7 protein-coding genes are annotated in these 12,957 nt (G+C 45.8%); 5 read left to right on the forward strand and 2 right to left on the reverse strand.

Annotated elements, in window-relative coordinates; genetic code table 11:
- Positions 1-98 precede the first annotated feature (98 nt).
- Positions 99-7,214: a YadA-like family protein gene (locus B0680_RS10025; protein WP_158078326.1), complete on the reverse strand. Its 7,116-nt coding sequence runs from the start codon at positions 7,212-7,214 to the stop codon at positions 99-101.
- 739 nt (positions 7,215-7,953) lie between these two features.
- On the opposite strand from B0680_RS10025, the gene cysM reads away from it, so the two are divergent.
- From cysM to B0680_RS10045, 4 genes are all read left to right on the forward strand, one after another.
- A complete protein-coding gene (gene cysM, locus B0680_RS10030) occupies positions 7,954-8,877 on the forward strand; it encodes a cysteine synthase CysM (RefSeq protein ID WP_078254959.1) in 924 nt (307 codons plus the stop codon).
- A 6-nt stretch (positions 8,878-8,883) separates the two neighbouring features.
- Entirely contained in the window at positions 8,884-9,660 is a 777-nt protein-coding gene (locus B0680_RS10035; RefSeq protein ID WP_078254960.1) for a 3'-5' exonuclease, read from the forward strand.
- 174 nt (positions 9,661-9,834) lie between these two features.
- Positions 9,835-10,077: a hypothetical protein gene (locus B0680_RS10040; RefSeq protein WP_078254961.1), complete on the forward strand. Its 243-nt coding sequence runs from the start codon at positions 9,835-9,837 to the stop codon at positions 10,075-10,077.
- The gene (locus B0680_RS10045) at positions 10,074-10,442 is read left to right on the forward strand and encodes a type II toxin-antitoxin system VapC family toxin (protein WP_078254962.1); all 369 of its coding nucleotides are present in this window, start codon (positions 10,074-10,076) and stop codon (positions 10,440-10,442) included. The genes B0680_RS10040 and B0680_RS10045 overlap by 4 nt, the downstream gene beginning before the upstream one ends.
- 6 nt (positions 10,443-10,448) lie before the next feature.
- On the opposite strand, the gene B0680_RS10050 is transcribed toward B0680_RS10045, so the two are convergent.
- Entirely contained in the window at positions 10,449-11,180 is a 732-nt protein-coding gene (locus B0680_RS10050; RefSeq protein WP_078254964.1) for a sulfite exporter TauE/SafE family protein, read from the reverse strand.
- A gap of 172 nt (positions 11,181-11,352) precedes the next feature.
- Here B0680_RS10050 and rlmD point away from each other — a divergent pair, with 172 nt between their 5' ends.
- Positions 11,353-12,840, forward strand: a complete 1,488-nt coding sequence (gene rlmD, locus B0680_RS10055; RefSeq protein ID WP_078254963.1) for a 23S rRNA (uracil(1939)-C(5))-methyltransferase RlmD — start codon at positions 11,353-11,355, stop codon at positions 12,838-12,840.
- Positions 12,841-12,957: the final 117 nt, after the last annotated feature.

A 12,957-nucleotide genomic window follows, 5' to 3' on the forward strand; every position in this document is an offset into this window, starting at 1 on the left:
TTGTAAAGGGTTTTCATAGTAAGTCCTTAAACTCAAAATTAAATTGGGAAACTACCCTGCCACTGGCAAGGTAGTTTCTGAGGTTAATCAGCGGTGGATTACCACTGCCAGCCCATACCAGTACCGATGGTGTAATCACCTTGGGTATTGGCAGTACCAGACATCTTGAAGATTAGACGCTCGTTGTCGCTTGCACTTGAGAAGCCGACAGCGATTGCGCTTTCACCTTTGTGATGACCTAGACCAACACCAACCAAGTTCGCACCTGGACGGGTAACTTGCGGGATGTTCACCATTGCAGCAGCACCTGCTAGGCCTGCACGATAGTTGTCATCCAAGTCATCGATACGATTGTTGATATCACCAAGCTGGTTGTTGATATTGTTAGCAACCGCATACAGCTGGCTACCGTTGATCGCATCAGTTGAGTTGGCGTTGATCGCACCGTTCGCCACGTGAGTGATTTGGTTACCACCAACGCTTAGCGCATTACCAGTACCTGCACCAGTAGTTGGATCGGTATTGGCAGTTGCTGCGGTCTTACCATCAGACTCAAGTACAGTGCCCGCTACAGTGGTTAGTGTAGTACCTGCACCAGTCGTTGCGTTGTTGATATTTACATCACCAGCATTAACAGTTGATGCATTCACATTCGTGTAAGTTGCATTTGCACTGGTTGCGATTGTGTAGTTTAGACCATCTTTGGTGATCGAAACATTATCGCCAGCAGTCAAGGTAACTGTATCGCCAGCATTCACCAGTGAATCACCACCTTTATCTTTAGATACACCTGTGCCAGTCTTATCAACAGCCGCTGTGAAGCCTGCAGCATTGATAGTGTTCACGATGTCGCCAACGGTTGCAACTTTGCCTTTATCAGCATCGGTCACAGTAGCTTTACCTGCTGGGATGGTGTTGCCGTTAGCATCTTTGGTCGTACCATCAGTGACGCCTGAAGTACCAGTGGCCACATTAACAGTGACATCACCAGTGGTGCTGTTGTAGTCAATGTTAGTGGTTGTGCTGTTAGCAAAGTTGATATTGCCCGCTACAGTACCGTTGTTAAACGTTGGCAAGATTGCAGAGATTTGGCTAGTAACGTCAGCTTTATCCACTGGAGTACCTGAGCCATCTTTAGCAGTGTTGTAAGTACCATCTGGTTGTAGGTAAACGGTATCGCCTGCAGCGTTGATATAGGTGATTTCGGTAGTCTTGTTGTCAACGTTGACGTTGTAAGTCACATTGGTACCATCAACAACTGCTGTTGTGCCAGTGCCATTGTTGAAACTTACTGTTTGGTTGCCAACAACTGTTGCATTAGAGGCATTGTTGTTGCCGGTCATTGACCAATTTAACGACGAAGCAATGTTGTTCGTGATATTTTGTACCTGACCATAATTCACCGCATCCGTTGCATTCGTACCCGCAGCAACATTGGTGATTACATTACCACCCATGTTAATGGTTGAATTTGGATTTACTGTGAAGTCATTTACCGTTGTATCACCTTTAACAGTTAGATTACCAGCTACATCGACATTGGTAAATGAAACATTCTCTGTGGTTGAGATATTAAAGGTTGCGCCATTTTGCTCAATCTTAATATTGTTACCCGCATTGAATGTTACTGTGTCACCCGCTTTAACAGGGGTTGACGCATTGCCAGTCACTTCACCCTTAGAGCCTGCAACTTTACCTGCAATCGCATTCCAAGAAACGTTGTTAATGGTATTCACGATATCGCCTACAGTGGCAACTTTATCACCTGAGCTCACTACTTTATCAGCAGCAACTGTATTTCCTGCTGCATCAGTGTAAGTCACTGAACCATCATCAGGATTGGTTTTTGCAGTAACAGGGTTGCCGTCTTTATCGGTGTAAGTAACAGTTGCTTTACCAGCGTCGGTCACCGCCGAAGTACCAGTGGCCACATTAACAGTGACATCACCAGTGGTGCTGTTGTAGTCAATGTTAGTGGTTGTGCTGTTAGCAAAGTTGATATTGCCCGCTACAGTACCGTTGTTAAACGTTGGCAAGACTGCAGAGACTTGGCTAACTACATCAGCTGCATCAACAACATTACCTGCTGCATCAGTGTAAGTGATATCACCAGTTGCAGGGTCAACTACTTGAGTTAGTGGGTTGCCAGATGCATCCGCATAAGTAATCTTAGTAGTCTTGTCGTCAACATTCACATCAAATGTGATATTGCTTTGAACACCATCTTTAGACTCAACACGTGCAGTCGTACCAGTACCGTTTACAAAGGCAACAGTGTCATATGGCTTAACAAAGTCCACATCTTCATTGTTAACTTTTAGGTTCCAACCAGCGTTTAGGACGTCGCCTAGGGTTGCTGCGTTGTTGCCTGACGCTTCTGCAATCTTAGCTGCTTCTTGTGCTGTGATTGGAGCTTTTGCTGTCGGTTGTGCTGTTACCGTACCTTTTTCATCAGTCACTGGGAAGCTTGAAGTGCTTAGCAGTGTAGAAGTTAGGTTAGAGATAACATTCCTACCATCAACAGTACCAATAGTGATTGGGTTAGCTACATTGGTGATAACCTCTGCTGGATCTACAACATTGCCTTGAGCATCAACAAAATCACCAGCTTTATTTTTAGTAACTGGATTACCATCTTTATCTGTATAAGTGATTTCGTTGCCACCAACAGTGGTGCTGTTGAAGGTTACGTCATCAGCTGTTGCGTAGGTGTAAGAGATCACATCTGCACCGTTTGCATCTTTTTCAACTTTTTGAGTGACAACCATGTTTTTGCCAGCTTCGAAGTTGACTTGCTCACCTGGGTTAACCAAGGTTTCAGTTGCTTGACCAGTTGCTGTGGTTGAGTTGGTTCTCCAGCCTGAGCCGTTGATAGCGTCAGCAACGTTTTGAGCAGTTGCAACTTGATTACCTGCATTGTTGATTGCAGTTTGTGCTGCTTCTACGGCTTCTTGAGCTGCTTTCTTCTCAGCTTCAGTTGCAGTATCAGGTAGCGCTGCTAGTGCATCTTCAGCTGCTTTTAGCGCATCAGTCAATGCTGGAGTTACAGGACCTGTAACAGAGCCGTCGGCTTCAGGAGTGATTTCGCCTGTGTTCACTTCAACTTTGATGCCGTCTGGTGTGTTAGTTACAGTAGTAGTATCACCGTTAACTAGATTCACAGGACCAGTTACGTTCTCGCCGTTTACTTGAGGTTGTACAGCAGTGATTTGGCTAGTTACAGGACCAGTATATGGTGAACCATCAGCATTGCTGTAAGTACCGTCTGCGTTCTTAGTGATAGGTGCACCAGTGTCGCTCACATAAGTAATCTTAGTAGTCTTGTTGTCAACATTCACATCAAATGTGATATTGCTTTGAACACCATCTTTAGACTCAACACGTGCAGTTGTACCAGTACCATTTACAAAGGCAACAGTGTCGTATGGCTTAACAAAGTCCACAGCTTCATCATTGACTTTTAGGTTCCAGCCAGCGTTTAGTACGTCGCCTAGTGTTGCTGCGTTATTGCCTGCAGTGTTCACAAGGTCTTGAGCGTCTTTTGCGGTAAATGGTGTACCATCCGCTTTGTTTGGTGCTGTTGTTGTTGGTGCATCACCGACACTTGTTGTATTTGGCAAGGTAGAAGTTAGGTTAGAAATCACATTCTTACCATCAACAGTACCAATAGTGATTGGGTTCTCCACTTTGGTGATAACGTCTGCTGGATCAACTACATTGCCCGCTGCATCAGTATAGGTGACTGAGCCATCAGGATTTGTTGTTGCTTTTAAGGTATCACCCGCAGCATTAGTGTAGGTAATTTCGTTACCGCCTACAGTGGTGCTGTTGAAGGTTACGTCATCAGCTGTTGCGTAGGTGTAAGAGATCACATCTGCACCGTTTGCATCTTTTTCAACTTTTTGAGTGACAACCATATTCTTGCCAGCTTCGAAGTTGACTTGCTCACCTGGGTTAACCAAGGTTTCAGTTGCTTGACCAGTTGCTGTGGTAGAGTTGGTTCTCCAACCTGAGCCGTTGATTGCATCAGCAACAGTCTTGGCGCTAACAAAGCCAGTTGGGTTGTTGCCATTTGTATCACCCGCTTGTACTGCACCAGTGTTGGTTGGTGTTGTACCTGTGGTATCTTTTGTAAAGCTAATCGCACCTGCATTAGCAAGCTCAATTTTCACATCATAGGTACCAGTGGTTGCATTGTTTGCACCAGTTACAGAGATATGGTTGTCGCCGATGAAGTTTACAGTGTTTGCACTCTTCACAGCTGCATCATAGCCATTGTCAGGTGTTGCAACTACCCAGCCGTAGTTCGCTAGATCTTTAGCGGTAACAACAGCATTAGGTGTGTTTTTCGCTGCAGTGGTCAGATCAAGTAGATCGGTTGCAGTTTTTGCGGCTTTTTCACCGACATTGATTGAAGTAACTGGTAGTTTTGAAGTGACGTTAACATTATCAAATACAACGCTATCTTTAGTTGAGTAAGTGATTGTACCGTTAGCCGCTTGCTTAACAGTCATATTCTTACCAGCAATCATTTCAACGACATCACCTGGGTTGATGATTTCGTCAGTACCAGATACTTTGGTGCCGTCAGTTGTTGCAGAAGATTTTAGTGTAAAGCCTGAATTATTGATCGCTTCAACGATATCACCTGCATTCACCAACTTGGTTGCATCACCTACCGCTGGTGTTTCAACTTTACCTGTCGGTGTTTGGTTGTTAGTAGCTGTCGGTGCAGTTGATACGTTTAGATCTGTCTTTGGCAATGCATCATTGATTTTTGACAAATCAATATCATAGGTCACATTTGTTGTTGTGCCGTCAGAATCTACAGAAACCGTTGTATTGGTGCCAGCTTTAAACACCACATTGTTACCTGGGTTAACTGTGTCTTTTTTGTTTGCAGCGGTTGTGTCGGTTTGATAAACATTCCAACCAGAAGCGTTGATAGCATTAACCACAGTCGTTGCGTTGACTAGCTTGTCGCCGTCTGTTGCTGCTGGAGTATCGATTTTACCATCAGTACCAGTCGAACCATCAGTTAGTGTAGTATCACCAACAGTCGTGGTTAGATTTGGATCAGCAAGGTTAATGTCAACTTTGATTTCATTTGAAGCGCCGTTATTGCTTGGCGTTACAGTAACAGTAGTACCATTGCCGTTAATGAAGTTCACAGTGTCGTATGGTGTTACTACGTCTTTAGCTGTACCGTTTTCTTTTAGGTTCCAGCCAGCATTTAGTACGTCACCTAGAGTAGCAGCGTTGGTTAGACCAGTGGTTGGTTTCGCTGTAGTTTCGGTTGCACCTACTGGTGGTTGGATAACAGTAGTTAGATTAGAAATCGTACCGCCAGTAGCTGCGTCACCGCTGGTGATTGTCACAGGGTTGGTATCTGTGTCGCCATTTTTAACGATGACGCTCTTGAACTCTGGGTTTTCAGCCATTTGGATTTGGACTTGGTTGTCCGTTACCACAGTTTGGATGTTCTTGGCTGAATACGTGCTATCTACAGCTTTATCGGTATTTTCAGCTAGTGCTTTATTGGTTTTTGAACCAATGATTGCAATGCTAGAGCCTAGCTCTTGCTGAGTACCGTTCGCACCTGTATCTGCATTGGTATTTGCAGTGAATGTCAATGGTTGGTTGACCGCTTGGCTTAGTGCAGTTAGTGCATCACCGATTGAGGTGTATTCAACCTGATCAGGCGTACTGTTGCTTGGGTCGTTGCTGGTTAGGTTGTAGCTTAGCGTGAAGTTAGCAGTGTTTGGTGTATCTGGTGATACTTTACCACCTAGTGCATCTACAGTTGACTTGTAGAAGTTGTCAAGCACCACATTAGTTGCATATAGCTGTGAACCGTTAATCGCATCGGTAGAAGTTGCAGAGATATTACCCGGTGCGACGTTGATGATTTGACGCTCAGCGCCTGTAGCACCGACAGAGACGATACCGGTCGCAGTACCTTCGAAACCGCTATAATGTAAATTACCTACAGTTGCATTATCAACTTGGCGTGGCGCACCTGCAGTGGTCAATGTCGAGCTCTCTGAGCTGTTTTGACCCAAAATCACGTTGTTTGCAGCAGTTGCAGTAATGTTGCTACCTAGAACAGATGTACCATCAGCAGAAACTGTGTTATTTGGACCTACGGCTACCGAATTTGCACCTGAAACTTTTGTTACATTACCAACTGCAATTGAGTTAGTCGCTGTGCTAGCACTAACGTTCGCATTGTTACCGATGGCAATAGAATAGCCTGCTTCTGTATTTGCAGCTTGTCCCATTGCAGTAGAACGAAGACCTGTAGCCCAAGTAGAACGACCGATAGCAACTGCACGTTCGCCAAATGATTTAGCAGCTGGACCGACAGCAGTACCCGACTCTCCTGTTACACCTGCCGAATTACCTACTGCTACAGCATTAGTCGCACTTGCATTAGCAGACGGACCAAAAGCAACCGAATAGGCTTGTGATGCATTAGCAAATGAACCGATTGCAGAGGCGCTCATTGCACTTGCACTACTGTTCCCACCAAGTGCCATTGACAGCGATGCTGAAGCATTTGAGTGAATACCCATAGCAAGCGACGTACCACCTGATGCCGTAGCATTATAACCAATCGCTGTTGCTCCACCAGCGCTAGCAGTTGAGGTACCACCGATTGCTGTTGCATAAGCAGCAGATGTTTCTGCGTGATAACCAATTGCGGTTGCGACCTCACCAGCAGCGGTATTTAACGCACCACGACCAATTACAGTACTATAAGAGGTCGGAGCAGCATTAAGCTGCTGAGCACCTGCACCGATAACAACGTCTTGTTCACCTAACGATACCGCTTTTGAACCAATTACGGCAGAAATCGCACCGCCAGATGCCTCAGTACCAAGAACAACAGAACCACCTGCGGTTGTAGTTAACTGGGAATTTTTACCAATTAAAACACTATCACCAAACGCTTTGTTGGTGCCAATAGGTGTTGCAGCGTACAAAGATTCACCTGTAGATGTGACTGTTGTACCGCCTGCTACAGCTGCCTCCACTGTGGTTGCTGCCATCGCTTGAGAGGCTGACGCAATCCCTGCGGTCGCTACTGCGACTGCTAGTGCGGTTTTGGCAGTCTTCACTGACTTGGTTTTGCCCTTGGCGCGGGCGATTTCTGAAACCGCTGTCCAACTTTGGGTAGCGTGGTTCCAGATGACTTTAAAAGCTTTATTCATAATTTCACTTACTATATATAGTAGGTTGAGTATTTGCCTGACAGACATGGCAATAAGCAGTAAAAGTCACTTTACCGCCATATCACAATCAAGCTCCGGATTTCGATACGAACGCAGTAGCAGAACATGGCGACTGGGCTCGTAGAAATATGTATAGATTATATCACAGCTCATCAAAAATACTATACCCCCCCCCTGCCGAAATTTAGAATTTGATAAAACAAATCATTGAAAAATCATTCATAAAAATATGTTATGTTTCATATAGATATTATTTTTTTGATTAAATTTTAATCAAATTAGAGGTGTAATTCATTTACATAATTTTACATAAAATTCTATCGCTAAGCGTCAGATTTGTATTAATAATATTTAGTATAAAAAATTAATAAAATATACAATATGTAGCTAGATTCTATAGTAATATTTGCGTAACTTAATTACTGTATTTGATTTTGGCATAATGATTATGCGGTTTTTGGAAAGAGTGATGTTATGATTTCATTGCGTTGGTATGGATTTTTATGTGTATTTTATAAACTCATGCCTAGGATGCTATCATTATTGGGATTTATCGGTTGTTATTAGAAATGTTGTTTTATATATCCTAAATAATTTGGCTAAAAATTGATGGCTCTATCAAACATGGGCGATTCCTAGCTGATGAGATGGGTGACAGACTGCCTTTTTTTATCATGAATATGCTATAATCTGCCATTATATCGACAGAGCAAAGCTTATGACAGACTTTATCCATCACACCACCACGCTATCAGACTGCGTGGGCAATACACCACTGGTCAAGCTATCCACACTTGGCAAGAACACCGGTGCGACACTGCTTGCCAAGCTAGAAGGCAACAACCCCGCAGGCTCGGTCAAGGATCGCCCTGCCTTTAATATGATCTATCAAGCCGAGCAGCGTGGCGACATCAAGCCGGGCGATACGCTCATCGAAGCAACCAGTGGTAATACAGGCATTGCCCTAGCGATGGTCGCTGCCATGCGTGGCTATCAGATGACTCTGCTGATGCCTGCCAACTCCACCCAAGAGCGCAAAGATGCGATGACCGCCTATGGCGCAACACTCATCGAAGTCGCTGATGGTATGGAAGCCGCTCGAGATCTGGCACTACAGATGCAGGCTGATGGCAAGGGTATCGTGCTTGATCAGTTTAACAACGCTGATAATAAACAAGCACACTATCTGACCACAGGCCCTGAGCTGTGGGCGCAGACTGAGGGTAAGATTACGCACTTTGTCAGCAGCATGGGCACGACAGGCACGATCATGGGCGTGAGCCAATATCTCAAAGAACAAAACCCTGCTATCCAAATCATCGGACTACAGCCTGATGAGACATCGAGCATCGCAGGGATTCGTCGCTGGCCTGCTGAGTATCTACCGGGGATTTTTGATGCATCATTGGTCGATACCATCATGGATGTCAGCCAAGCCGATGCCGAGCGTTATATGCGTAAGCTGGCTCGTGAAGAAGGTATCTTTTGTGGTGTGTCATCAGGCGGTGCAGCGTGGGCAGCGCATCAAATCGCCAAAGACAATCCTGATGCCGTGATTGCCTTTATCGTGTGTGATCGTGGTGATCGCTATCTATCGACAGGGCTATTTGGTGTCGTCGATGCACCATCAGAGTCAGAGTAAGCCGATATGAATAGCCAATCACCGATACTGGTCTTTGACATTGAGACCATACCTGATGTTGAGACGGGTCGTCGTCTGTATCCGACACTCAAGGACTTGGATGATGCCGATGCACTGTCTGCCTTGACCGCACTGCGTCAGGCTGAAGCAGGCACGGATTTTATGCGCCTGCCCTTGCACAAGGTGGCGTGCCTGTCGTTTTTGTGGTTTGATGGGGTGAGTTTTCGTCTCAAATCGCTATCGCTTGAGACGATGAGCGAACAAGAGATTTTGGCGACTTTTTTGCGTGCCTTTGACAAAAAACCCACCTTAGTCAGCTGGAACGGTGCAGGCTTTGACATTCCTGTCATCATGTACCGAGCCATGCATCACAAGCTGTCCGCCCCTGCACTGTTTAATTCTGCTCACAAGCCTGACTATCTGTATCGCTATGGTGAGATGCACATTGATTTGATGGATAAGATGTCCTTGTACAACGGCTATCAACGCCAAAAGCTCGACACCATCGCAAGCTTATGCGGGTTCGCTGGCAAAGGTGATATCGATGGCTCACAAGTCGTACCGATGGTGCAAACAGGCGACTGGCAAAAGCTGACCACCTACTGTGAATCAGATGTGCTAAACACTTGGCTGATTTATCTTAGATGGCTGATTTTGACTGGCAAAATGGACACGCCTGCCGCTGATGGACTGATCGATGCGACTTATGGCTTTGTGGAATCGCTGCATAATGCCGATGGCTCATTGCGTCATCAAGGATTCTTGGATGCGTGGGTGCGGTAGAGACTTGAAAGTTGGGTAAATAAACCCAACTTTTTTTATACCTCGTCACTGATATATTGCATACTGCTTGGCCAAAACCTGCCCATGTCTTTTTTGACACCAAAGCATATTTTGCAATTTAATAAAAATACCAGTAGAATAAAATCAATAATAATAGCAAATAAGGAAAATACCATGTTAATCGAAATCAGCACCTTGCCACCCATTATCCAAGAGCAGATTTTACAAATCCAACACGGCGAAACAGTGCAATTCACCAATCATGGTCAGATCATCGGTGAATTGGTGCAAAACCAAGCCGCTGATGATAGTGATAGTCTGATGGCAACATTTGGGCTATGGAAAAATAATCAAATTGATGGCTTAGCATATGAGCGTAAGATTCGCGATGAATGGGATAGAGAGTGGGAAAAATGATCTTAGTTGATAGCAACATCATCATCTATCATTTAAATGGTGTCGCACAAGCCACTCGGTTTTTGCACGAGCATCGTGGTCATATGTGTATCTGCATGATTACTGTTGCTGAAGTGCTTTCTTTTGCACCAAATGCACAAGCTTTGGCAATGACTGAAAAAATGTTGCACGAGCAATTTACATGGATTGAAATTAGCCGTGAAATTATCTTAAAAAGTGCAGAACTGCGCCGTGAAAAGAAAATCAAATTGCCTAATGCCATCATCGGTGCAACAGCAGTGTGTCACCAATTGAAACTTGCCAGCAGAAATCACAAAGACTTTGAGCATCTACCAATCACACTCATCAATCCTATTGACGAATAAGCCCACTCAAACCCGCTCAAGCACAAATTTCACCATCACCTGCAAAGCAATCACCGTCAAAATCCACGGCATCGCCCCTTTGAGCCATGCCATCGGCATACGATGACGCAGTCGCACCCCAAGCCATGAGCCGACAACTGCCGAGATACTCATCAAGATAATCAGTTGCCAATATTCCATAAACACAAAGCCAAGCACCAAATATGCCGCCAGCTTTAGCGTATGAAAAAAGGTCATCATCGCCGATGCGACCGTCACCACCGTGTGCGTATCGTCGTATTTTTTGGTCAATAGTGGCATATGTAGCGGCCCTGGACTGCCGACAAACATACCGATACCGACTTGGATAAAGCCGATGAGATAGAAATTTTCACGGTTTTTCAGCCAGCGATTGACAGGTGCAACCCATTGAGTCAGCAAGATATACACCGCAATCAGTAGCGGCACCCACTCAAGGCTAATCACCCGTACAAGCAGCCAAAACACCGCCGTACCGCCCACCGCCCCAATCACATAAGGCAGGATATAGCGCCAATCCATCTGCGCACGCCCAAACCACGCTCGACTGGCATTACTCGCTAGCTGTGCTGTGGCGTGTACAGGCACGATGGCGGTCGCAGGCAAGAACAGTGGCAACAATCCCACCAAAATCACCCCGCCACCCATACCGGCAATCCCCGAGATAATCGACGTCAGCAGATTGACCAGTGCCAATAAGAGCTCATTTATCGCAATCATAACCACACCCAATGCACGCATCTGATGATGACATTATACCCAAAATCTGCCAAAACTGCGGATGGATTGGGCATAAAATCATCAAAAAGCGGATTGTAAACTGTGCTATAATAATCCGTTTACCCATCTATCTATTTTTAGCATTTATTAGCATTGATAAGACAGGCAACTCATGACCGCACAACATTCTTTAATCAAAAGCCCAAGCAAAAAAGGCAAGCCCACCGCAAGAGCTCGCAAACGCTTGGCGGATGCGCCACCGATTGATTTTACCATCACCAATCTCTCCCACGATGGGCGTGGTGTGGCGGTCTATGAAGCCGATAATGGTGCGCACAATCCTGATAAAACTGGCAAAAAAATCTTTGTCAGCTTTGCTTTGCCAAACGAAACCGTCTCGGTCAAGGTCACCAGTAGCAAAAAAACCTTTGAAGAAGGTGATGCCAAAGCTGTCGTGAGCAATCCCCACCCACAGCGTCAGACGCCGCCGTGTCCGCATTTTACCGTCTGTGGTGGCTGTAGCCTTCAGCATTGGGATGCCGATGGTCAAATCGCCTTCAAGCAATCGGTGCTCTCAGAGCTACTTGAGCATCAAGCAGGTGTACAGCCTGATAACTGGCTACCGCCACTGGTTGGCGATCGCTTGGGCTATCGCACTAAGGCTCGTATGGGCGTACGCTATGTCGCCAAAAAAGACTCTGCACTGGTCGGCTTTCGTGAGCGTGGCAGTAATTTCTTGTCCGAACTGCACGAATGCTACATCCTAGATCCACGCATCGGCTTTGAGATTGACAACCTAAAAGCACTCATCACCACGCTTGATGCTCGTGATCATATTCCACAGCTAGAAGTAGCGATGGGTGAGACGCTTGACCATGTCCCTGACAGTGCCAAATCGGTCGCCATCATCGTACGCCACATGGTCGCTCTAAGCGATGATGATATCGCCAAGCTACAAGCATTTTTTGCTGAGCGTAACTGGCAACTGTTCTTACAGCCCAAAGGCTCAGACACCGTGCATCGCATCGATATCGATGGCGCTCGAGCTAGCTCATTGACCGTGCCACCGACGGGCGGACTGTTTTATCATTTGCCAAATTTTGAGTTAACTTATGAATTCTCGCCACTGGATTTCACGCAGGTGAACCTATCGGTGAACCGCAAGATGATGGATTTGGCGTGCGAGCTACTAGACTTACAAGCAGGTGAACGAGTGCTGGATCTATTCTGCGGCTTGGGGAATTTTAGCTTAGCGCTTGCTCGCAAAGTCGGCGAGACAGGCTTTGTCGTCGGTGTCGAAGGCTCGGCTGAGATGACCGAGCGTGCCAAGATGAATGCAACTGCCAATGGTATCCATCACACCGAATTTTATGCCCAAGATTTGACACAGGATTTTTCGGATAAGCCGTGGGCGACTGGCGAACATCAGTTTGATGCACTACTCATCGACCCGCCACGCTCTGGTGCGTGGGAAGTGATGGCATATTTGCCAAAATTCAACGCCAAACGCATCGTCTATGTCTCGTGCAACCCTGCTACGCTTGCCCGTGATACCAAAGCACTCATCGATGCTGGCTATCGCTTGACCCATGCGGGTGTGATGGATATGTTTAGCCATACCGGTCATGTCGAGAGCATTGCTCGATTTGAGAAGGTTTGAGCAAAGGCATAAAAAATCACCCAAAACAAAACCCAAGAAAAATCAATTTCTGAACCGACCCCCAATTCTTAGACACTAAGATTAACGGTCAAGGTTTCATCAAGGACTGAGTTCTGT

The sequence above is a fragment of the Moraxella pluranimalium genome (assembly GCF_002014825.1).
Taxonomy (GTDB): Bacteria; Pseudomonadota; Gammaproteobacteria; order Pseudomonadales; family Moraxellaceae; genus Moraxella; species Moraxella pluranimalium.

Bases quoted from the DNA above. Each gene is read 5' to 3' on its own strand.
- B0680_RS10025 (WP_158078326.1), bottom strand. From the start codon at position 7,214: ATGAATAAAGCTTTTAAAGTCATCTGGAACCACGCTACCCAAAGTTGG.
- cysM (WP_078254959.1), top strand. From the start codon at position 7,954: ATGACAGACTTTATCCATCACACCACCACGCTATCAGACTGCGTGGGC.
- B0680_RS10035 (WP_078254960.1), top strand. From the start codon at position 8,884: ATGAATAGCCAATCACCGATACTGGTCTTTGACATTGAGACCATACCT.
- B0680_RS10040 (WP_078254961.1), top strand. From the start codon at position 9,835: ATGTTAATCGAAATCAGCACCTTGCCACCCATTATCCAAGAGCAGATT.
- B0680_RS10045 (WP_078254962.1), top strand. From the start codon at position 10,074: ATGATCTTAGTTGATAGCAACATCATCATCTATCATTTAAATGGTGTC.
- B0680_RS10050 (WP_078254964.1), bottom strand. From the start codon at position 11,180: ATGATTGCGATAAATGAGCTCTTATTGGCACTGGTCAATCTGCTGACG.
- rlmD (WP_078254963.1), top strand. From the start codon at position 11,353: ATGACCGCACAACATTCTTTAATCAAAAGCCCAAGCAAAAAAGGCAAG.